At 40.6% G+C, this 21,051-nt stretch carries 22 protein-coding genes and 4 tRNA genes; 9 read left to right on the top strand and 17 right to left on the bottom strand.

What is annotated here, in order from left to right; genetic code table 11:
- Nucleotides 1–125 precede the first annotated feature (125 nt).
- The 12 genes from rplL to C1N53_RS14535 all read right to left on the bottom strand — a co-directional run bounded on the left by rplL (nucleotide 126) and on the right by C1N53_RS14535 (nucleotide 7,596).
- On the bottom strand, nucleotides 126–506 hold the full coding sequence (gene rplL, locus C1N53_RS14480) for a 50S ribosomal protein L7/L12 (protein ID WP_137759988.1): 381 nt from the start codon (nucleotides 504–506) through the stop codon (nucleotides 126–128).
- A 42-nt stretch (nucleotides 507–548) separates the two neighbouring features.
- On the bottom strand, nucleotides 549–1,073 hold the full coding sequence (gene rplJ / locus C1N53_RS14485; protein WP_137759989.1) for a 50S ribosomal protein L10: 525 nt from the start codon (nucleotides 1,071–1,073) through the stop codon (nucleotides 549–551).
- Between the two features lie 4 nt (nucleotides 1,074–1,077).
- Nucleotides 1,078–1,770, bottom strand: coding sequence for a 50S ribosomal protein L1 (rplA, locus tag C1N53_RS14490; RefSeq protein ID WP_137759990.1), 693 nt, complete (start codon nucleotides 1,768–1,770; stop codon nucleotides 1,078–1,080).
- Nucleotides 1,771–1,786: 16 nt separating this feature from the next.
- Complete coding sequence (gene rplK, locus C1N53_RS14495; protein ID WP_137759991.1) at nucleotides 1,787–2,230, bottom strand: 50S ribosomal protein L11; 444 nt, start codon at nucleotides 2,228–2,230, stop codon at nucleotides 1,787–1,789.
- Nucleotides 2,231–2,241: 11 nt separating this feature from the next.
- Nucleotides 2,242–2,799 (bottom strand): transcription termination/antitermination protein NusG, encoded by a 558-nt coding sequence (nusG, locus tag C1N53_RS14500; RefSeq protein ID WP_137759992.1) that lies wholly within the window; start codon nucleotides 2,797–2,799, stop codon nucleotides 2,242–2,244.
- Between the two features lie 9 nt (nucleotides 2,800–2,808).
- Nucleotides 2,809–3,000 carry a preprotein translocase subunit SecE gene (secE, locus tag C1N53_RS14505; RefSeq protein WP_137759993.1) on the bottom strand — a complete coding sequence of 64 codons (192 nt, stop codon included), beginning with the start codon at nucleotides 2,998–3,000 and terminating at the stop codon, nucleotides 2,809–2,811.
- A gap of 27 nt (nucleotides 3,001–3,027) precedes the next feature.
- Nucleotides 3,028–3,100, bottom strand: a tRNA-Trp gene (locus C1N53_RS14510).
- 109 nt (nucleotides 3,101–3,209) lie between these two features.
- Nucleotides 3,210–4,397, bottom strand: coding sequence for an elongation factor Tu (gene tuf, locus C1N53_RS14515; protein WP_137759994.1), 1,188 nt, complete (start codon nucleotides 4,395–4,397; stop codon nucleotides 3,210–3,212).
- A 72-nt stretch (nucleotides 4,398–4,469) separates the two neighbouring features.
- Nucleotides 4,470–4,541: transfer RNA gene (locus tag C1N53_RS14520), tRNA-Thr, on the bottom strand.
- A 104-nt stretch (nucleotides 4,542–4,645) separates the two neighbouring features.
- Nucleotides 4,646–4,718 (bottom strand) — tRNA-Gly (locus C1N53_RS14525).
- An 86-nt stretch (nucleotides 4,719–4,804) separates the two neighbouring features.
- Nucleotides 4,805–4,887: transfer RNA gene (locus C1N53_RS14530), tRNA-Tyr, on the bottom strand.
- A gap of 147 nt (nucleotides 4,888–5,034) precedes the next feature.
- Nucleotides 5,035–7,596, bottom strand: a complete 2,562-nt coding sequence (locus tag C1N53_RS14535; protein WP_137759995.1) for a M1 family aminopeptidase — start codon at nucleotides 7,594–7,596, stop codon at nucleotides 5,035–5,037.
- 84 nt (nucleotides 7,597–7,680) lie between these two features.
- Here C1N53_RS14535 and C1N53_RS14540 point away from each other — a divergent pair, with 84 nt between their 5' ends.
- The 3 genes from C1N53_RS14540 to frr all read left to right on the top strand — a co-directional run bounded on the left by C1N53_RS14540 (nucleotide 7,681) and on the right by frr (nucleotide 9,673).
- A complete protein-coding gene (locus C1N53_RS14540) occupies nucleotides 7,681–8,178 on the top strand; it encodes a biotin/lipoyl-containing protein (RefSeq protein ID WP_137759996.1) in 498 nt (165 codons plus the stop codon).
- 81 nt (nucleotides 8,179–8,259) lie between these two features.
- Complete coding sequence (gene pyrH, locus C1N53_RS14545) at nucleotides 8,260–8,988, top strand: UMP kinase (RefSeq protein ID WP_137759997.1); 729 nt, start codon at nucleotides 8,260–8,262, stop codon at nucleotides 8,986–8,988.
- Between the two features lie 121 nt (nucleotides 8,989–9,109).
- Nucleotides 9,110–9,673: a ribosome recycling factor gene (gene frr / locus C1N53_RS14550; protein ID WP_137759998.1), complete on the top strand. Its 564-nt coding sequence runs from the start codon at nucleotides 9,110–9,112 to the stop codon at nucleotides 9,671–9,673.
- Nucleotides 9,674–9,756: 83 nt separating this feature from the next.
- Here frr and C1N53_RS14555 read toward each other — a convergent pair whose 3' ends face one another.
- The 5 genes from C1N53_RS14555 to C1N53_RS14575 form a co-directional block, all read right to left on the bottom strand.
- Nucleotides 9,757–10,179 carry a tail fiber domain-containing protein gene (locus C1N53_RS14555; RefSeq protein WP_137759999.1) on the bottom strand — a complete coding sequence of 141 codons (423 nt, stop codon included), beginning with the start codon at nucleotides 10,177–10,179 and terminating at the stop codon, nucleotides 9,757–9,759.
- A 502-nt stretch (nucleotides 10,180–10,681) separates the two neighbouring features.
- Nucleotides 10,682–11,254, bottom strand: coding sequence for a nicotinate (nicotinamide) nucleotide adenylyltransferase (gene nadD / locus C1N53_RS14560; protein ID WP_137760000.1), 573 nt, complete (start codon nucleotides 11,252–11,254; stop codon nucleotides 10,682–10,684).
- Nucleotides 11,251–11,841 (bottom strand): guanylate kinase, encoded by a 591-nt coding sequence (gene gmk / locus C1N53_RS14565; RefSeq protein WP_137760001.1) that lies wholly within the window; start codon nucleotides 11,839–11,841, stop codon nucleotides 11,251–11,253. Before gmk ends, nadD begins: the two co-directional genes overlap by 4 nt.
- Nucleotides 11,842–11,850: 9 nt before the next feature.
- Nucleotides 11,851–12,132 carry an anti-sigma factor gene (locus tag C1N53_RS14570; protein ID WP_137760002.1) on the bottom strand — a complete coding sequence of 94 codons (282 nt, stop codon included), beginning with the start codon at nucleotides 12,130–12,132 and terminating at the stop codon, nucleotides 11,851–11,853.
- A gap of 22 nt (nucleotides 12,133–12,154) precedes the next feature.
- Entirely contained in the window at nucleotides 12,155–12,748 is a 594-nt protein-coding gene (locus C1N53_RS14575; RefSeq protein WP_137760003.1) for a sigma-70 family RNA polymerase sigma factor, read from the bottom strand.
- Between the two features lie 517 nt (nucleotides 12,749–13,265).
- Between C1N53_RS14575 and C1N53_RS14580 the strand changes: the two genes are divergently transcribed.
- The 6 genes from C1N53_RS14580 (at nucleotide 13,266) to C1N53_RS14605 (ending at nucleotide 21,050) form a co-directional block, all read left to right on the top strand.
- Complete coding sequence (locus C1N53_RS14580; RefSeq protein WP_137760004.1) at nucleotides 13,266–16,232, top strand: two-component regulator propeller domain-containing protein; 2,967 nt, start codon at nucleotides 13,266–13,268, stop codon at nucleotides 16,230–16,232.
- A gap of 29 nt (nucleotides 16,233–16,261) precedes the next feature.
- Nucleotides 16,262–17,011 (top strand): LytTR family DNA-binding domain-containing protein, encoded by a 750-nt coding sequence (locus C1N53_RS14585; RefSeq protein ID WP_137760005.1) that lies wholly within the window; start codon nucleotides 16,262–16,264, stop codon nucleotides 17,009–17,011.
- A gap of 249 nt (nucleotides 17,012–17,260) precedes the next feature.
- A complete protein-coding gene (locus C1N53_RS14590; RefSeq protein ID WP_137760006.1) occupies nucleotides 17,261–18,343 on the top strand; it encodes a DegT/DnrJ/EryC1/StrS aminotransferase family protein in 1,083 nt (360 codons plus the stop codon).
- A gap of 2 nt (nucleotides 18,344–18,345) precedes the next feature.
- The gene (locus C1N53_RS14595; protein WP_137760007.1) at nucleotides 18,346–18,978 is read left to right on the top strand and encodes an acetyltransferase; all 633 of its coding nucleotides are present in this window, start codon (nucleotides 18,346–18,348) and stop codon (nucleotides 18,976–18,978) included.
- A gap of 11 nt (nucleotides 18,979–18,989) precedes the next feature.
- The gene (locus C1N53_RS14600) at nucleotides 18,990–19,883 is read left to right on the top strand and encodes a glycosyltransferase (protein ID WP_137760008.1); all 894 of its coding nucleotides are present in this window, start codon (nucleotides 18,990–18,992) and stop codon (nucleotides 19,881–19,883) included.
- A gap of 156 nt (nucleotides 19,884–20,039) precedes the next feature.
- Nucleotides 20,040–21,050 (top strand): glycosyltransferase family 2 protein, encoded by a 1,011-nt coding sequence (locus C1N53_RS14605; RefSeq protein ID WP_137760009.1) that lies wholly within the window; start codon nucleotides 20,040–20,042, stop codon nucleotides 21,048–21,050.
- Nucleotide 21,051: the final 1 nt, after the last annotated feature.

Genomic DNA, 21,051 nt, shown 5'->3' on the forward strand with positions numbered 1-21,051 from the left:
AAACCATCAGAAAATGGACCAATCTGACGGCAAAAAAGGATTCAAAATTGAATCCATATACAAACAGGAAAAGACCTGACGAAATTGCCAGGTCTACCTGTTCTCGGTATGTTGGTTCAGTGAGATTATTTAACCTCTACTTCAGCACCAGCTTCTTCTAAAGATTTCTTCAGTGAATCGGCTTCGTCTTTCGCAACACCTTCTTTCAAAGGCTTAGGAGCGCCGTCTACCAGTTCTTTAGCTTCTTTCAAGCCAAGACCAGTTAACTCTTTTACCAGTTTAACAACTGCTAATTTAGAGGCACCTGCTGACTTAAGGATTACGTCAAAAGAAGTTTTTTCTTCTGCAGCAGCTCCTCCTTCAGCAGCACCACCACCAGCAACCATTACTGGAGCAGCAGCAGCTGGCTCGATACCGTATTCGTCCTTAAGAATTGTAGCTAGTTCATTAACTTCTTTCACAGTTAAATTTACTAACTGCTCAGCGAATGCTTTCAAATCTGCCATTTTATTGAAATTAAAAGTTACTTATTGATTACGTTTTTAAAATTATTCTTTCTCTGACAAAGTTTTCAGGATACCTGCCAGTTTACCACCGCTGCTCTGAAGTGCAGAAACAACATTCTTAGCAGGCGACTGAAGTAAACCGATGATATCACCGATAAGTTCATTTTTAGACTTGATGTTGGTAAGTGTATCTAATTGGTTATCGCCAATGTAAATACCAGCATCAATGTATGCACCTTTCAGTAATGGAAGCTGATTTCCTCTTTTTCTGAATTCTTTAATTAGTTTAGCAGGTGCATTACCAGCTTCAGCAGAGAATAAGATTCCAGAAGCACCTTTTAAAACACCATTAAGAGCTGACGTATCAGCGTCTATAGTTTCTAGTGCTTTTTTAATAAGTGAATTCTTATATACTTTATAGTCTATACCTCTGTCGAAGCACAATCTTCTGAACTGGTTGATGCTTGCTACAGACATTGTTGAAGCGTCTGTGATGTAGAAGTAGTTCGTTGTAGCGAACCTCTCAGTCAGTTCTCTTATGATTATCTCTTTTTCTTCCCTGGTCATGTTCTTAGATAGCTGAATTCTTGTCAACGATTACGGCAGGGCTCATTGTGCTCGACAATGTTATACTCTTAATATAAGTACCCTTTGCAGATGAAGGCTTCAGTTTGTTAAGGGTCTGAATAACCTCAGCAGCATTTGCAGCAAGTTGGTCGGCAGAGAAAGAAACTTTACCAACGCTTGTATGAATAATACCAGTCTTATCAACTTTAAAGTCGATTTTACCAGCTTTAACTTCTTTAACAGCCTTAGCTACATCTTGCGTAACTGTACCAGATTTTGGATTTGGCATCAGGTTACGAGGCCCTAAAATTCTACCTAAACGGCCAACTTTAGCCATTACAGCAGGCATCGTAATGATAACATCAACATCTGTCCAGCCTTTTTCGATTTTCTGGATATAGTCGTCTAGGCCAACGTAGTCAGCACCGGCATCTTTAGCTTCCTGCTCTTTGTCAGGAGTTACAAGCGCCAATACTTTTACTTCTTTACCAGTTCCATGAGGCAGTGTTACGATACCACGCACCATTTGATCAGCCTTACGTGGGTCAACACCCAAACGCACGTCGATATCAACAGAGGCATCAAATTTAGTGAAGGTGATATCTTTAACTACAGAAGCGGCATCTGTTAAAGAATATTCTCTTGTAAGGTCTGCCTTAGCTAAAGCAGCCTTTCTGTTTTTACTTATCTTCGCCATTATCCTTTAACTCTAATTATTCGTTCCACGGAGCGTTACCAGTAACTGTAATACCCATGCTTCTTGCTGTACCAGCTACCATTCTCATGGCAGACTCCAGTTTGAAAGCATTTAAATCAGGCATTTTGGTTTCTGCGATCTCTTTTATCTGATCCCAAGTAACAGATCCTACTTTATTACGGTTAGGCTCTTTAGAACCAACCTTAATTTTTGCAGCATCCATTAACAAGATTGGAGCAGGTGGAGTTTTAATCACGAAGTCAAAAGACTTATCAGTGTAGATAGTAATTAAAACTGGTAACACTTGCCCTGGCTTATCCTGTGTTCTAGCATTAAACTGCTTACAGAACTCCATGATGTTCAGACCTTTGGAACCAAGTGCAGGTCCAATCGGTGGCGATGGATTCGCTGCACCTCCCTTTACCTGAAGTTTCAGGTAACCTTTTATTTCCTTTGCCATTTATATATTTACTACGATTCTTTTTCTACTTGCATATAATTCAGCTCAACAGGTGTATTCCTTCCGAATATTTTCACCATTACATTAAGCTTCTTACGCTCTTCAAACACCTCTTCAACAGTACCTGAGAAACCACTGAAAGGACCATCCATCACTTTCACCATTTCTCCAACTATAAATGGCGTATCAAGCACTTCTGTTTGTTCTTCTGCCTCATCTACAGTACCCAGAATTCTGTTTACTTCTGATTGGCGAAGAGGAACAGGCTTTTTAACAGCCGCACCTTCATTTGAACCCAGGAAGCCAATTACTCCAGGTGTACTGATTATAATATGTTCTGCTTCACCATGAGAAAGATCTGCATGAACTAAAACATAGCCTGGAAAGAAATTGCGCTCTCTGATTCTCTTTTTACCTCCCCGCATTTCATACACCTTTTCAGCAGGTATAAGAACTTGAGGAACATATTCTCCAAGATTTTGTCTTATAATTTCGTTTTCAAGATAAGCTTTCGCTTTTTTCTCCTGACCACTAACCGCGCGTACTACATACCATTTTAAATCAGCCATAGACTTACCTTAAAATTGGTTGTAAAACCAAGAAAGTGAAGAATCAAATACAAAATCCATTGCACCAATAACAAGAGCAAATATCAAAGATCCGATCAGCACAAGTACTGAACTGTTCTGCAACTCACCATAAGCCGGCCATGAGACTCTTTGTTTCATCTCCTCAACTGTATCGCCTATATAGCTTTTGAACTTGCTCATTGTTTGTCTTACTAAAGGTTGAAATTGCACGGGTGGAGAGACTCGAACTCCCAGCCAATGGTTTTGGAGACCACTACTCTACCAATTGAGCTACACCCGTAAAAAAATGCACGCCACTTTTGAAATGGAGTGCAAATTTATTCAAAAGTATTTTAAAAACAAACCCGTTCCTAAATTATTTTTCAGAAACGGGTTTGAATAATAAATTATTAGTCAAGGATCTCAGTTACCTGGCCAGCACCTACAGTTCTACCACCCTCACGGATAGCGAAACGCAGACCTTTCTCCATGGCTACTTTGTTGATCAGAGTTACTTCAATAGTGATGTTATCACCAGGCATAACCATCTCTACTCCTTCTGGAAGTTTGATCTCTCCAGTAACGTCTGTAGTTCTGAAGTAGAACTGTGGACGGTACTTGTTGAAGAATGGAGTGTGACGTCCACCTTCTTCTTTAGAAAGAACGTAAACCTCTGCTTTGAATACAGTGTGAGGCTTCACAGAACCTGGCTTACAGATAACCATACCACGACGGATATCAGTTTTCTCAATACCACGAAGCAATAGACCTACGTTGTCACCAGCTTCACCTCTGTCAAGGATCTTACGGAACATCTCAACACCAGTAACTGTAGACTTAAGGTTCTCAGCACCCATACCAAGGATTTCTACTGGCTCACCAGAGTTGATTACACCACGCTCGATACGGCCTGTAGCAACAGTACCACGACCAGTAATTGAGAACACGTCCTCAACTGGCATCAAGAATGGAAGGTCAGTTAAACGAGCTGGAATCGGAATGAAGCTATCTACTGCATCCATTAATTCCTCGATAGTTTTAACCCATTTCTCATCACCGTTCAATCCACCAAGAGCCGAACCCTGGATAACAGGAATGTTATCGCCATCGAACTCATAGAAAGAAAGAAGTTCTCTAATTTCCATCTCAACAAGCTCAAGAAGCTCTGGGTCATCTACCATGTCCACTTTGTTCATGAACACTACAAGTTGAGGTACACCTACCTGACGAGCAAGAAGGATGTGCTCACGAGTTTGTGGCATCGGACCATCTGTAGCAGCAACTACAAGAATAGCACCGTCCATCTGCGCAGCACCTGTAACCATGTTTTTCACGTAGTCAGCGTGACCAGGGCAGTCAACGTGAGCATAGTGACGGTTTTCAGTTGCATACTCTACGTGAGAAGTGTTAATTGTAATACCTCTTTCTTTTTCTTCAGGAGCATTATCAATTGAAGAGAAATCGCGTAGTGCAGCAAGACCTTTTTTAGCCAATACTGTAGTAATGGCAGCAGTCAAGGTAGTTTTGCCGTGGTCAACGTGACCGATTGTACCGATGTTTACGTGCGGTTTGGAACGGTCAAATGTTTCTTTAGCCATTGTATGATATTAAATTAAGGTTAAAAACGATTAAGTTTATTATTGTGCTTTCGGCACAAGTAACGGACTTTGAGCCAACGATGGGAATTGAACCCACGACCCCTTCCTTACCAAGGAAGTACTCTACCCCTGAGCTACGTCGGCTTGCAATTTCCTAAATTTTCAAAACCCTGCTTATAATAAAAAGGAAATCCATCTAAATGAAATTCCTTCCCATTAAACCCATAAGTCTGTAATACCTTCAAAAGAGCGGGAGACGAGGTTCGAACTCGCGACCTATAGCTTGGAAGGCTATCGCTCTACCAACTGAGCTACTCCCGCTTTTGCTTTTTGAAAGAATGAATAATTGAAAGAATGAATTAACTAAAAAGCTTACTCAAACCCTCAACTATTCGTTCAATCATCCGTGGGGAGAGAAGGATTCGAACCTTCGAAAGCTTACGCTAACGGAGTTACAGTCCGTCCCATTTGGCCACTCTGGAATCTCCCCGACTACTACTAAACATCAATTTTAGCAGAACGTTTTCCCTTGAATTCTGAGCCGCATTGCGTTCTTCGTTCTAAGGAGATGCAAAATTAAGCGGTTTTTCATTAGAGTCAAATATTCCTGAAAAAAAATATCAGTTTTTTTTCAACATTATAGCTGTGGCAGTTGGTTATACATGTTTATCAGGCGTTTATCTTTTTCATTTTCTTTTATTTCTTTTAGCAACTCCTGTACCTCCGGCTTCTCACTCATGACAGTTAACGCCTGGAAGGCCGACATTCTAACATAATAGAGGTTATGATTCTTTGCCAGATCTGCTAAAGCAGCTATTGCGTCCGGGGTATTTGTCTGACTATTTGATGCCAGGTAAGCTGCAAACCCCTGCAGTAAATAATATAACCCGCTTCCTTTGGCATTTTTGAGCTTCTGCATAAACCAATCATATTTTTCCGGTCCTCCGTTTACTGCATAAAAACTTGATAGCGCGATTACAATTTCTTCATTGTTTTCTTTTTCAAAAGGAGCTAACCGCGCGTTTACATCTGGCGCACCTGTACCCGCATAGGCTAATATTCCTGCAGCTGCTACCTGGTAAGAACTATCACGCAGTGCTTTCATGTACATATCTGTATAGGCATCACCGCCCCAATTTGCCATTAACAACAAAGCACCTGCCCGTACTTCTCCTTTTTTATCGTTTACAGCCATCTGCTGTATCTGATCTTTGAAGGCCGATGCCTCTTCTGCACTTAAGCTGCTAACAGCATCTAATGCAGCACTTCTTACATACCAGAACTTATCTTTTAGGGCTTCCTGAAACAGAGGCATAACAGCTGGGGATGTAACCTTCTCCTGGAGCTTCGATAGCGCTTCGAGTTTAGGTATTAATTGATTTGTTAACCTGAACTGAGAAGCAAGCTCTTCATCTGATTTTGTATGATTGACCACCCCTAAAAGCTGCTGATCACCATCAAACAGCACTAATTGGGGCTGGCTGGCTACCGGCAAGGTAAATACCTGGTTTGCCTGCGTTATTTCAATTGGATAATCTGTGCGTTTGTTTCCTGCCCATACTGATATTTTTAATGGAAGCCTGTAAACGGGCTGATAAAGCGTATCCTGTTGCTGCACTACACGAACCTGAAGCTGGCCGCTCTGGTAGCTATGTTCCACTTGCAACTCCGGATGCCCCGGCTTCATAAACCATTGATCAAAGAACCACATCAGATCCTCACCTGTTACATCTTCGAAGGCAATGCGCAGTTCCGCTATTTCCACCTCCGTAAACTTGTTGCGCGTGAGGTATAGTTTAAGAGCCGCAAAAAAAGCATCGTCTCCAACATACTTCCGCAACATATGTAATACTCTTCCTCCTTTTGCATACGAATGGCTGTCGAACATGTCCTCTCGGTCGGCATAATGGTAACGTATAAGTGGCTCCCGCTTTGTTTCTGCCTCCGTCAGGTACTGGCTAAGCTCGTCTAGCTGTTGATATGCGGCCTGGTCGGCACCATATTTATGTTCTGCCCACAGGTATTCAGAGTAGTTTGCAAAAGATTCGTTCAGAGGCAGATTTGCCCATGATTCTGTTGTAACATAATCACCAAACCACTGGTGAAATAACTCATGCGCAATTATATAGTCCCAGTTTTTATCCAAGAGTTCGCGCTCATTCAGTTGCAGGTCTTCCATAAAAGTAGAAGCACTGGTGTTTTCCATAGCTCCGGATACAAAATCCCGCACTACAACCTGTGAATATTTTGCCCACGGATAATCCACACCAAGTTTCTTTGAAAAGAACTCCATCATTTCCGGTGTGTGTCCAAAAATCTTTTTGGCCGTGTTTTTATACGCCGGCTCTACATAGTAATTCACTTCCAGATTGCGCCACTTGTCTTTTACTACGGCATACTCTCCTATGGCCATCATAGCCAGGTAAGGCGCATGCGGAAGTTCCTGCTTCCAGTAATCTGTTTTGGTGCCATCTGCATTATTGCGGGAGTATACAAACGTACCGTTCGACAGTGTCGTAAACTTAGGATCTACTGTAATGTAAATCTCCTGTGTCATACGCTCATTTGGAGAATCAATGGTCGGAAACCAGGCAGAGTTAGCCTCTGTTTCACCCTGCGTCCAAATCTGACGCGGCTTGCCTGGATCTTCTCCCAGCGGATTAATAAAGTACAGGCCTTTATCTTCGGTTATTGCATCACTGCCTCCTGTGCTTACCAGCTCGTTAGGCTTGGCTGTGTAATTGATTTCAATGGTATATTTTTCGTCACGAGTATACTTTTTACCTAAATCAATGCTCAGCTTCAACCCGTTATAAGTATATTTCAGAGGAGTGGCATCATACCCTTTCATTAAACCTACGCTATGGATATCAAATCCTTTGGCATCTAACACCAAGGTGTTTTGCGGGTAAAAGTATGGTTTTAGTGTAAGCTCTGCTATACCTTTCAGGTATTGCTTTTCCCAGTCGAAGCTTACACGGAGCTTGGTGTGCAACAAATCATGTTTCCGGGTGCGGGAAGGGTTAAAGCTATGTTTTTTAGGCGCCCATACAGGAACCGTCTCTGTAGCCTGCGATACTGTATCTGTTACTACTACGGCACGTTGCTCCGGCCCAGAAACACTCTTATTGGATGCACAGCCGCCTGTAAAAGCCAAGGTTGCTGCCAAACCAACTATACTTAAAAACCTATTATTCATAAGTGGATTTATAATTTTGAGGTCAATTTCTTAAAATACTCTGACAAATCAATTATCTTTAAGCTCTAAAACCAGATAAACGCGATGCTCCAGATAAAAACTGCTAACGGCAAAACCAGGCAGGTTGATATTCAGAAAGACACTATTCTTCTTGACGGAAATCCTTTTAACTGGGATTTATCTCCTATCGGTCCCAAAACTTTCCATATTATCAAGGACGACAAGTCCTATACGGCAGAGCTCGTGCAGGCAGATTATCAAACCAAAAGTTTTACCTTTAAAATTAACGGCGCATTACAAACCGTAATGGTAAAAGATCGTTTTGACCTACTGCTGGACCAGTTAGGAATGAGCGATGCCAACACGCAAAAGGTAAACGATGTGAAGGCTCCTATGCCTGGTTTGATTCTGGATATTAAGGTGCAGCCAGGGCAGGAAGTAAAAAAAGGCGATCCCATTATGATTCTGGAAGCAATGAAAATGGAGAATATCCTGAAAGCTCCTGGAGATGGCGTAGTGAAGGAAGTGAAGGTGGCTGTAAAACAGAACGTAGAAAAGAACCAGGTGTTAATCCTGTTCTAAATAAATTATTGTTGCCTGCGGGTTGCATTTACTGCCTGCCCGTATATTTGCAAACTTAACCTATAACATATACATACGATCGTGAAGTATAAAAGAATATTGCTGAAGTTAAGCGGCGAGGCGCTGATGGGTGAGCAGCAGTACGGCATAGACTCTAACAGGCTGATGCAGTACGCGCAGGAGATTAAAGAAGTATCCGCACTGGGTGTTGAAGTAGCTGTAGTAATTGGCGGCGGTAACATCTTTAGAGGCGTGCAGGCTGAAAAAGTTGGCCTGGACCGTGTACAGGGCGACTATATGGGTATGTTAGCTACTGTTATAAACAGCATGGCGCTTCAGAGTGCTTTAGAGAAAACAGGTGTATTTACCCGTTTATTGTCAGGCATTAATATTCAGCAAGTTTGTGAGCCATATATCAGACGCCGTGCTGTAAGGCACCTGGAGAAAGGGCGTGTTGTAATTTTTGGTGCCGGAACCGGAAACCCTTACTTTACAACCGATTCGGCTGCCAGCTTAAGGGCTATCGAAATCGAAGCTGATGTGGTATTAAAAGGCACCAGAGTAGATGGTATTTACTCAGCTGACCCAGAAAAGAACCCAGACGCAATCTTCTACCAAAACATTTCCTTCAAGGATGTATTTGAAAAAGGCCTGAATGTAATGGACATGACAGCCTTTACACTTTGCAAGGAAAACAACCTTCCTATTATTGTGTTTGATATGAACACTTCTGGCAACTTAAAACGCCTGATACAAGGAGAGCAAGTTGGTACTCTTGTATCTATGGATGAGATTGCCCAGTCGCTGTAACAGGTAGCTGCACTATTATCTTTGAATAACCTGTGCCTAAAACTGTTCAGGTAAAAATTAGTATTATTGTAGACACACTATATCTATAGTATCATCAGAATCTTATTAAGCTAAAATTGATATGACGGAAGAAATTCAGTTTTACCTCAGCGAAGCAGAGGAGTCTATGCAAAAAGCAGTGCAACATACAAATGCAGAGCTTCTTAAAATCCGCGCAGGAAAAGCGTCACCAGCCATGGTAGATAGCCTTCGGGTAGACTATTATGGTTCTCCTACTCCAATTGCACAGGTAGCAAACGTAACTGCTCCGGATGCCCGCACTCTTTTGATCAAGCCTTGGGAAAAAAATATGCTGGCCGAAATCGGCAAAGCTATTAAAAACAGCGATCTTAATCTGAACCCACAGCACGAGGCTGATGCCATACGCTTAAATATACCTGCCCTGACCGAAGACCGCCGCCGTGAGCTGGTAAAGCAGGTAAAAGGCGAAACTGAAGCAGGTAAGGTAAGTATCCGCAACATCCGCAAAGATGTGAATGATGCACTCAGAAAACTTCAGAAAGAAGGAACATCGGAAGACGCTGTACGCGATGCAGAAGCCAAAGTGCAGAAATTAACAGATGCTTACATTGTAAAGATTGATGAGCTGCTTAGCAAGAAAGAGGCAGAGATCATGACAATATAATTTGCTATAGTACATCCACCAGGCGTACTTGTAAGTGATAACAACAGAAAGGGCTGCCATATTATTGGCAGCCCTTTCTGTTGTTATTCTGCCTGTAAGGCCTCGAGTTTCCGCTTTAATTCATCAATTTGCTGCTGTTGCTCCTGTATGGCTCCTACCAGTATCGGCACCAGGCTTTCCAGATCAGTATATTTTACCGTAGCTCGTTTTAAATTGTTCTTCCCAACGAAGTAAGACCGTGTTTCTGTACTTACTAAATCAGGCAGGATCTCCTGTACATTTTCAGTCAGGAAACCATAGGTCTGCCCCTTTGGTAACTTTAATTTGGCGTACTCGTCAGTTTTGTACTCAAACTTCAGTGGCTCCAGTTGCTGTATATAAGCTAATGAGTTTTCGAGTGGCGTTATATTTTTCTTCATTTCATACTCCTGCACGTACTGCCCGAAACCTAAATGGCTTACACAAAAAAAGACAATTACTGTTGTTAAAATTTTTAATCTGCTCATTGGTCTAAATTTAGATTTTATACCCTATAATGGCGTGCTTCACAATCATTTACATCCGCCAATATATAAAATACGAAAAAAATCAATTCTGATAACCCTTACCTCCAATAGTTTACAATTTTAATTGATTAATCAAGATTCATCAAAGGAGGGTGCAAATCATTATAATATATAATTTTAGCTATCCCCCACCTTGCTGCTTACACCACTTTACTCTAAAGAAGTAGTTTCTACAGGCTTCCCCCTTTTTAAACCACAAGGTACACCACACGTAAGTTTTCCGTTTCCAGATATTTTTTTACACTACCAGCACGTTAGCATACAGAAAGTGATCTGGACATCCTTAATCTTTTACATATGCTTTATTTCCATGTGAAGCCACACTGGCCTTGATTCATATCAACTGAGATTAAAAATTTGTACTGTATCTTTAACAAAGTGAAAAAGGCTGGCCTGTAGTTACAGGTCAGCCTTTTTCACTTTGTCAGCTTAAGCCGTACTTTCAGATGTATAGTTTATGGGTTTTGATATAAGATGCCACCTCATCCGGCACCATGTACTTGATAGACTTTTCCTCTTTGATACAGCTTCTGATAAACGTTGCCGAAATATCTAAAACAGGAGCTTTTATAAACTTGATGTTCGGCATCTCTGGCAGTTCAGTTGTTATCGATCCTGAACGAGGATACACATATACCTGATGGTACTCCAGTATGCGCTCGTAATTCTTCCACTTTGGAAACAATGGCAGGTTATCTTCCCCCATAATCAGCACAAAGCTGTAGCTCGGATACTTTTCCTGCAGGTAAGTAAGCGTATCTATTGTATAACTTGGCTTCGGCATGCTGAACTCAATATTCGATACGCCCAGGTTAGGGTTATCGGCAATGGCAAGCGTAACCATCTGCAGCCGGTCGAACTCATGCAACAGTGTATTGCTGGGCTTAAACGGGTTTTGGGGTGATACCACCAGCCACACAGTATCTAGCTCAGTGTTAGTAGCCATAAAATTAGCTACTATCAGATGCCCGATATGAATAGGATTAAAAGAGCCAAACAGCAGCCCTACCTTCATACGTTAGCAGGTTGCTTGGTTCCGATAAAATCGTTTACCAGCTTTTCGGCTTCAGCAAAGGCTTTTTCAAGATTGTCGTTCACGATAACCTTGTCAAACTGGTCTTCGAAGCTCAGCTCAAATTTAGCTTTAAACACCCTGCTCGAAATGCTGGACGCGGAATCGGTATTGCGGGCTGTGAGGCGGCTGGCAAGTTCTTCTATAGAGGGCGGTTTCACAAACACCGCTAAAGCCTGATTTTTGTAAAAGTTCTTTATACTTAATCCTCCTTTAACATCCACATCCAGGATCACATGCTTTCCGCTGTCCCAGATGCGTTGTATTTCTGACTTAAGCGTTCCGTAGAACGCTCCTTCGTAAACTTCTTCCCACTCTACAAACTCATCGTTTGATATTTTCTTTTTAAACTCCTCTGGCGTAATAAAATAATAATCTTTGCCATTTTCTTCGGTTCGCCCACGCTTGTCGCGCGTGCAGGCCGATATTGAGAAATTTAACTGCGGGTTAATCGATAACAGGTGCTTTACAATGGTAGTTTTACCGGCTCCGGATGGAGCTGAAAAAATGATAATCTTGCCTTGTTGCATTAGGGGTGTTTATACGGTTTGCTGGATTTTGGCTTTTATTGAAAGAACCAGCGCTTCTGGAACTAATACACGTTTTAGGTGCCCACTTACGAGGCTTTTTAGCAGTTGCTGCTTCTGATGGCTTTCGAAACAAGACACACAATTATCGATGTGACTGTTAAAAAAAAGCTGCTCATCGGCAGTGGCTTCACCATCAATAACGGTGTTTAGTAATTCAATGACCTTATCACAATCAGTCTCCTGACAGTCATCAGTCGTTTTTTGGTAGGCTTCCGTAAATTTCGATTCCATCTTAACTCAAAACTAAAGTTCTTTAACTATTATATCCCATGGTTTTAGCATATTTTTCCAACTTCTCCTTTAAAGAATTTCTCGCACGATGGAGTCTGGAGCGAACCGTACCAATCGGAATGTCCAGTATTTTGGCCATCTCTTCATACGTAAAGCCTTCCAGATCACATAGAATGATAACAGTTCTGAAGTCAACGGGCAAAGCATTAAGAGCACTTGCCACTTCATCCCCGATCAGGTCTTGTACACTCTCCGTACGCATGTCGGTTGTTGTGGCTACGCCAGCTTCACCTTCAACATCATCGGAGTTGTAATACCCCTCAACTTCGCTATAGTCTACCTTAGCGGGCTGCTTACTCTTCTTGCGAAATTCGTTAATGAACGAGTTCTTCAGGATTCGGAACAGCCATGCTTTTGCATTAGTTCCTTGTTCGAAATAATCGAAGAAGCGGTAAGCTTTCAGGTAAGTTTCCTGAACCAGGTCATTTGCGTCGTCTTCATCTAAGGTGAGCCTATAGGCAAAATTGTACAGAGGATCCAGAACCGGCAATAGTTCTGCCTCGAACCTGGCGTCCTTTTCCTCCTTACTCATCTGTTTACCTGATTGTTCGCTCATCTAATTTGGTTTTGAACTTTTGATAAAGCCTTTCAGTAGCGCATTAATACGCAAATATAGAAATTTTAATTACATACCGCGCTTCCTCCATAAGGGTTTCAAGCAACGACAAGTCTTAATCATCTTCCAGCTTAAATATGGCTTCCTGCGCTATATCTGTACAATCAGCACGCAATCTGAAATTAAAATTTGTACGGCAGGTGCAGAATTGGCGCAAAAAGATATGCAGAAGTGCTTAATCAGATATTTTAACGCAATTGCCTGTAAAAAAGATTTTAGCTATGGCTTTCACCTGCGTCCTGAACAGTAAAATATCGCTCCAGTAGTGGTTTTAAGCATGTTCAGCAGCTTTAAAAGCTGCTGAACATGAAACCTAAGCCAAACCATTTATTTATTCATTTTATAACAACAAAATTTCTTAAAATAAGTATATGTATATCATAATACTCTCCGCAAAACAAGCTATGTAAAACAATAATCACTTTTAACGTATGTAAGCAAGTTTACTATCTTATTAATGCGCTTCACCCTTACAATACTATTGCTTTACCCTTTGCTCCTCTTTGCCCAGCAGTATAATTTCAGAAACTGGTCATTAGAAGAAGGGCTTCCACAATCTCAGGTAAACACAATAATTCAGGACCATAAAGGTCAGTTGTGGATTGGTACCCGAGGCGGTCTTAGTCGCTTCGATGGCACTGCCTTTTTTACTTTTACCAAACGCGATGGCCTGACCGGCGCCAATATCTATACTTTGTTTGAGGATAGTAAAAAAAACATATGGGTCGGGACCGATATGGGATTATCGGTGTTTAACGGCACAAGCTTTATAACTTATACTAGCAATTCTGGCGCTGCGCTTACAGGCATAAGAGCAATTACAGAAGATAAACTCGGTAAAATTATTCTGGCCAGCGACAGTGGGGTTTTTACTTTTGAAGACGGGTCATATAGAAAACTAGATGATTTGCCAGACCAGGCTTATACCTCTTTACTGGTTTCATCGAACGGAGCTTTATGGGCAGGCAGTGCTACTCAGGGCTTATATAGAATTGATGATAATGGCTTAACTCATTATCATACTGGCAACAGCACCTTAACCTCGGATAACATCAGTTGTCTAATAGAGAAAAATAAAGGCACCATCTGGATAGGTACTTTAAATGGGCTGCTACAGCATCAGTTAAAAAAAATTACTCCTCTAAAACTTCCCCTTGCCGCCACTCCTTCTGTTATTCAATCCTTTACCAAAGATTTATATGGCAACATTTGGATAGGATTACAAAGCAAAGGGCTACTAAGGTATGATGGGAAAAGATTTAACCTTGTTTCGACTGAAAACGGGCTTTTAACCAATAGTATCCTTTGCCTACAAGCTGACCTGGAAGGAAATATATGGATCGGGACAAACGGCCATGGTATGCAACAGTACAGAAGCCCCTGGTTTATACATTATCCGAATGGCGAAGCAGCCAAGGACTCTCGAATAGCAGCACTCATAAAAGATGAAGGGCAGAGGCTGTGGCTGGCAACAGAAAATGGCCAGCTGGCATATTTCAAAAACGACCATTTACAATGGCTTTCCGATCCTAAATGGCCAGATGATCTTACGCTTTATACACTTCAGGCTATTAATACCAAAACGATATTAGCCTGTACTAATAAAGGGGTTTGGAGAATAGGAGGCTCTTTCTCTAAAATCTATGGTAAAAGCACAGGCCTTCCGACAGATGACATATACTATTGTTTATCAGACACTGCCGGCAATCTCTGGTTTGCCACCGCTGATGGAGTAGCTATAAAATCCCGGCATAACCTCATCCGGCCCCAGGTAAACGAATCAACTCCTTTGGGGAAAGCTTATTTTGTTCACATAGACAGAGACAACCAAATCTGGATTGGAGCCGAGAACGGCGTATTTTATTTTGTTGATGGTAAACTGGAGCCTCACCCGGCACTCGCTGGCTTCGACTTTAGAGAAGTAACCGCCATAACAGAAGCAAAAGACGGCACTTTGTTTTTTGGAGGCTTCAACTACGGCCTTATTGCCTTCAACAACAACTGGCATTCTCCAAGGCTGATCACCAAAAAAGATGGGTTACCAAATGAAGGTATTACGGGTTTATATGTAGACCGATCGGATAATTTGTGGATAGGCACCAGCCGTTCTGTTGCCAAAATGCCTCTTAACCTCCTTAGTCCGAAGGATCAGCTTACCATTTATACCTACAACTCTAAAGATGGATTTACAGGTCTTGAAGTTGGCCATAATGCTATTATGCAGACAGCAGATGGGAATTTATGGTTTGGCACTTCCAAAGGGCTAACTCAGTTTATGCCCGATAAAGAAAGGCATAACAAGGTACAGCCGTTCTGCCAATTAAATTCCATAAAGCTGTTTATGCAGGACACTGACTGGCCAAAAATGGGATATAAAACAGATTCCACAACGGGCCTGCCTGTAAATTTACGACTGGCTCATCATCAAAACCATATTTCTTTCAACTATAAGGGCATTTGTTTATCTGACCCGGAACAGATCAGGTACAGATACAGGCTAAAAGGGTACCAGGAGCAATGGTCTGAACCAACAGAACAGTCTTTTGCTTCATTTGATGGGCTGGCACCCGGGACGTACACATTTCAGCTCATGGCCCAGAACAACGATGGGTACTGGACCTCCAATCCCCTGAACTATACTTTCTCTATCACTCCGCCAATCTGGAAGCGGGAGTGGTTTATTGCTGTTTTACTTCTGGTAGTTGGCAGCACCGCCGTAAGTGTAGCCCGTTTGCGGGAAAAGAGCCTGGTGAAGATGAACGCCGTACTAGAGCTTAAAGTAAAACATCGCACCAAGCAGCTTGAAGAGAAAAATTTTGAAAAAGAGATTCTCCTGAAGGAGATACACCACCGGGTTAAAAACAACTTACAGATTGTCATCAGTATGCTAAATCTCCAGGCCCGGCAGCTAAAAGATGATTTTACGCTGGATGTAATGCGGGCACTGCGTAACAGGGTTCGTTCCATGGCGCTCTTGCACGAGCGCCTTTATCAGCACCAGGACCTCTCCAGCATAGACCTCGATGATTATATAAGAGGTATATGCGAAAGCCTGTATGCTTCCTATGGCACCTCCACCAAACAAATAGCGCTGGAGCTACATGTACCCAACATAAAAGTTGATATAGATTCGGCCATAACACTTGGTCTTATCGTAAACGAGCTCATATCAAATACCCTGAAATACGCTTTTCAGGGTAGTACAGGTATACTTCGGATTGAACTTCGCCACCAGTATAATCAAAGTTATATACTATCTGTGTGTGATAATGGCAAAGGCTTGCCTTTCGATTTTGAAACACGCAAAGAGAACTCTTTCGGTGTACAACTAATATCATCTTTGGCCAAAAAGCTTAATGGCTCCGTTACATTCAGCAGCAACCATGGCACAAGTTCAATTCTTTATTTCGATCTATCATCATAATTTATATTTATACGTATTAACCTAATGCTATGACAAAACCAAAGATCCTTATTTCAGAAGATGAGGTCATAATCGCAGAGGATATTGCTGCGTGCCTGGAAGAGCTAGGTTATGAGACATGTGCAATAGACTCAGGCGAAGACACCCTTAATATGATTCGGGAAACACAACCCGATCTTGTTCTTCTTGACATTAATCTGCGCGGTAATGCAGACGGTGTAACCCTTGGCTCCCAAATAAAAGAGGAGTTCGGAATACCTTTCATCTATTTAACTGCCTATGCCGATAAAGCTACTATAGACCGAGCCAAAGAAACAGAGCCCGACGGGTTTCTTGTAAAGCCTTTTGATGAAAACAATTTACGATCGGCTATAGAGATTGCCCTCTATAAACACGATCAGAAAACAGATACAAAAGAAGCAGAGACTGCACCTGTGCCTGTTAACAACAAAGAGCAGGATGTTTTATCAGACTATATCTTTGTAAAAGTAAAGCACCGGATCATTAAAGTTCATTACAACGAAATCTTATGGGTAGAAGCTTACGATAACTATTCATTCATTGTAACAGCCGACCAAAAGTACCTGGTCAGTTCTACGCTTAAAGACATGGAGCATAAGCTTCCTTCTAACAATTTTGTGCGTGTGCATCGGTCTTATATTGCTAACCTTGATAAAATAGACGCGCTGGAAGAAAGCTCTGTCGTGTTCTCCAAAGGCGATATCCCGATTGGAAAATCTTATAAAAAGAACCTGATGTCGAGGTTTAATATTATTTAATAAAACTTCTGAAGTTAATATAAAAGGGGAAGCAGTAATTCTACTGCTTCCCCTTTTATATTAACTATTATACATTAGAACTCATTCATTTTAAATAGTAGTTTAAAAGGCAAGCCTGAAGCTCATTTCAAAATAAGATTAAATCCAGCTATCTTTGCTTTAGTCAGGTTTTATCACTCAAGCTCTGGCTTAATTATTTCTATGAGTCATAATTGCTGATGCAGCTTCCATTTAGAGAGGTATTAATAAATGATCAACGTTACAAAGCCATTTCTGCCTCCCAGAGAGGAATTTGAACAGTATGTAGATGGCATCTGGAGTAGAGGGTGGCTAACTAATAATGGCCCACTGGTAAATGAACTTGAGTTAAAGTTAAAAGAATATTTTGGCGTGCCGCACTTATTCTTTGTAACAAACGGCACTATTGCTTTACAGATAGCTATTAAGGCTTTAGGTCTTACCGGAGAAATTATAACCACTCCATTTTCCTATGTTGCCACTACCAGCAGCATTGTGTGGGAAGGCTGTACTCCTGTTTTTGTAGACATACATCCGAAAACATTAAACCTAAACCCTGATTTAATAGAAGCCTCCATCACTCCCAACACATCCGCCATTATGGCTACCCATGTGTATGGAAACCCTTGTGATATTAAAGCTATACATGATATTGCCACCCGACATCAGTTGCGTGTTATTTATGACGGTGCCCATGCTTTTGGAACAGGCTACAAAGGGAACTCCGTTTTTCATTATGGGGATATCAGCACCCTTAGCTTTCATTCCACTAAGCTATTTCACACTACAGAAGGTGGCGCTATAATTACACAAGATGCAGCCATCGCAAGAGACATTGCCTCTATGCGTAACTTCGGGCATAATGGCCCCGAGAAATTCTACGGTGTGGGAATTAATGGCAAAAACAGTGAGTTTCATGCAGCTATGGGGCTTTGCAACCTAAAATATGTATCAGCGATACTTGCTCGTCGGCAAGAGCTTTCTGCCAGATACGATAAAATGCTTGTAAACTTGAACTGCACAAAGCCGCAGCAGCAGGCAGAGGGGCAACACAATTACGCTTACTATCCCATCATATTTAATACTGAGGCTTCTCTAGTAAAGGCAGTGGAAGCATTGCATGGTGTCTATGTATATCCCAGGAGGTATTTTTACCCTTCTCTCGAGACACTTAACTATGTGGAGCCACGACAAAAAATGGAGGTGTCGGATGATATTTCCAAAAGGGTCCTTTGCCTGCCGCTTTACCACGACCTGTCGTTTGAAGAAGTCGATATGATTTGCAGAGCTTTATTAAGGGCTCAAAACTACTGAAGATGATTATAATTGGAGCAAAAGGGCATGCAAAAGACATTTTAAGTGTCTTAAGTATCAACAAGAAATTGGATCACCTTTATTTTTATGATGATGTGTCTCCTGATAGCCCACAGTTGCTTTACGGAGTCTACCCGATTTTAAGGTCTGCAAACGAAGCAAAAAAAGTACTAGAAGACAATGCTGATTTTGTGTTAGGTATAGGAAATCCGAAGCTGCGATGTAACTTGGCTAATAAGTTTAAAGATTTAGGGGGAACACTGCGATCGGTTATTGCGCCTACTTCTTCTATAGGAAATCATGAGGTTAAACTAGGAGCAGGAATAAATATTATGACAGGTGTTATAATAACAAACAGTGTTATTATAGGAGAGGGCGCATTAATTAATGCCGGCGTACAGATACACCATGATGTTAGTGTTGGCAGGTACACTGAATTATCACCGGGCGTTATTCTTACAGGAGGAGTATCGGTGGGTGAGTTTACAATAATAGGAACAGGAGCCAAAGTATTACCTAATATCAAAATAGGAGATCACGTGGTTGTTGGAGCAGGTGCTATCGTTACAAAAGACATTCCCTCCTTTAGCCAAGTAGTAGGTATACCTGCTCGTATTGTTAAATTTTCAAATTAATTACAACTGATATGTCTGTTAAAGTAAGTATTTGCATGATCACTTATAATCATGAAAAATTTATTGCTCAGGCAGTAGAAAGTATCATGATGCAGGAAACTGATTTCAGTTATGAATTAGTTGTAGGAGAAGATTGCTCTACAGATGACACCAGAAATATACTTCTGTCTTATCAGGAGCAGTACCCTCATAAAATCCGCCTTCTCCTTCCAGAAAGCAATCTCGGTATGATGCAGAACTTTGTAAAAACACTAGAAAACTGCACAGGGGAATACATCGCGCTATGTGAAGGAGATGACTATTGGACAGACCCTTACAAATTACAAAAGCAAGTGGATTTTTTGGAGGCTAATCCTGATTTTGCTATTTGCTTTCACAGAGTTGAGGTAATTCATGAAAAGCATCCGGAGAGGAACTACTTATCAAACCCTGATCAGGCAGAGGTTACAACTATTGTAAATTTGGCGCAAAATAGCTATATACATACTGTATCTTGTATTTATAGAAATAAAAAACTTAAATTCCCTAACTGGTATTTTGCTTCCATTGTTGGCGATTACCCTTTACACCTACTGAATGCTAGGTATGGGAAGATAAAGTTTTTAAATGAGACTATGGCAAAATATAGGGTTCATGAAGGTGGAGTATGGAGTGAGATACCTAAAGTACAACAGTTAAAAAAATGGGATACAGTTTTGTCTTTATTGATAAAAAACTTCTCCGGTAAAATTAAACTGGCATTACTGAAACATCGGAAGAAAAATTTTATTGCAATAGATACTATATACAAAAATCTAGGGAAGTCTAGTCCTGAGCGCCTAAATATATATAAGGCAAGCTTATACTATCAGATAAACAAAATACTACTTTTACCTAGTTTACTTTTGAATAAGTTAGCGAAGTAGACTGTATATAGTTGATGCCGTTATAAAGCAATTCAAAAGCAGCATTAGATTCTGCTTAGACCAATTTACAATTCTCAACAACTTTCATTGGGATTAAAATAAATTACTGTTTAAAAGAGCTTTAATATTAAATAATCTATCCTAATATATTGATTCATGGTTTTCGGTATTTCTGTGATAATTCCTAATTTCAATGGTGTTCATCTTTTTGAACACACCCTACCTACTATAAAACAAGCTTTACAAAATATTAATAAGCCATCGGAGATAATAATTGTAGATGATTGCTCTACTGATGGCTCTATAGAATTTCTCCGTAAGAATTACTCTTCTATTAAAGTAATATCAAAATCAGAAAATAGTGGTTTTTCAATTACATGTAATATTGGTGTAAAAGCAGCTGCTTATGATAAAGTTTTAATATTAAATAGTGATGTAAAATTAACTCCTACCTATTTTGAAAGTCAATTAAAATATTTCAATAAAGCTGACACCTTTGGTGTTATGGGAAGAATAGTAGGCTGGGATGATGAAAAAATACAGGATGGTGCAAAGCTTCCTTCCTTTCATGGCGCTAAACTTAAGACATCTGGTAATTATTTACTCACTGATGATACTAAGATGGAAGAAGGTTTGTACTCTTTATACATTTCAGGAGCAAATGCATTTATAGACCGGGATAAGTTTTTACTACTTCAAGGATTTAATGAGTTGTTTTCTCCCTTTTATTCAGAAGATGTTGACCTTTCGTTAAGAGCTTGGCGCTTAGGTTTTAAATGTTACTATGACTACAACAGTGTTTGCAGACATCAAGCAACAACTACTATTAAAAAGAAATGTAGAAAAAATTACATTCAAACGATTTATAATCGTAATAAAATGTATTTACATGCTCTGCATTTGGAGGGGTTAACAAAATTTCTATGGTTCCTTCAGCTTTTTCTTGAGTTACTCTTCAGACTCCTATCTTTGAAATGGCATTATGCTAAATCCTTATACCTGTTTTTAAACACACAAGAAGAGATAGCTAAATCTAAAAACCAATTCAATATGCTTGCACAAAACCTTAAAAGTAGGAAAACTTTAAAAGAGATTAATAATTTTATATTAAGCAATTTAAAGGATAAAGAACTAATAAATTTAAAAGGGATTAAATTTCGAGTTTAAT

This window comes from Pontibacter sp. SGAir0037 (assembly GCF_005491705.1).
Lineage (GTDB): Bacteria > Bacteroidota > Bacteroidia > Cytophagales > Hymenobacteraceae > Pontibacter.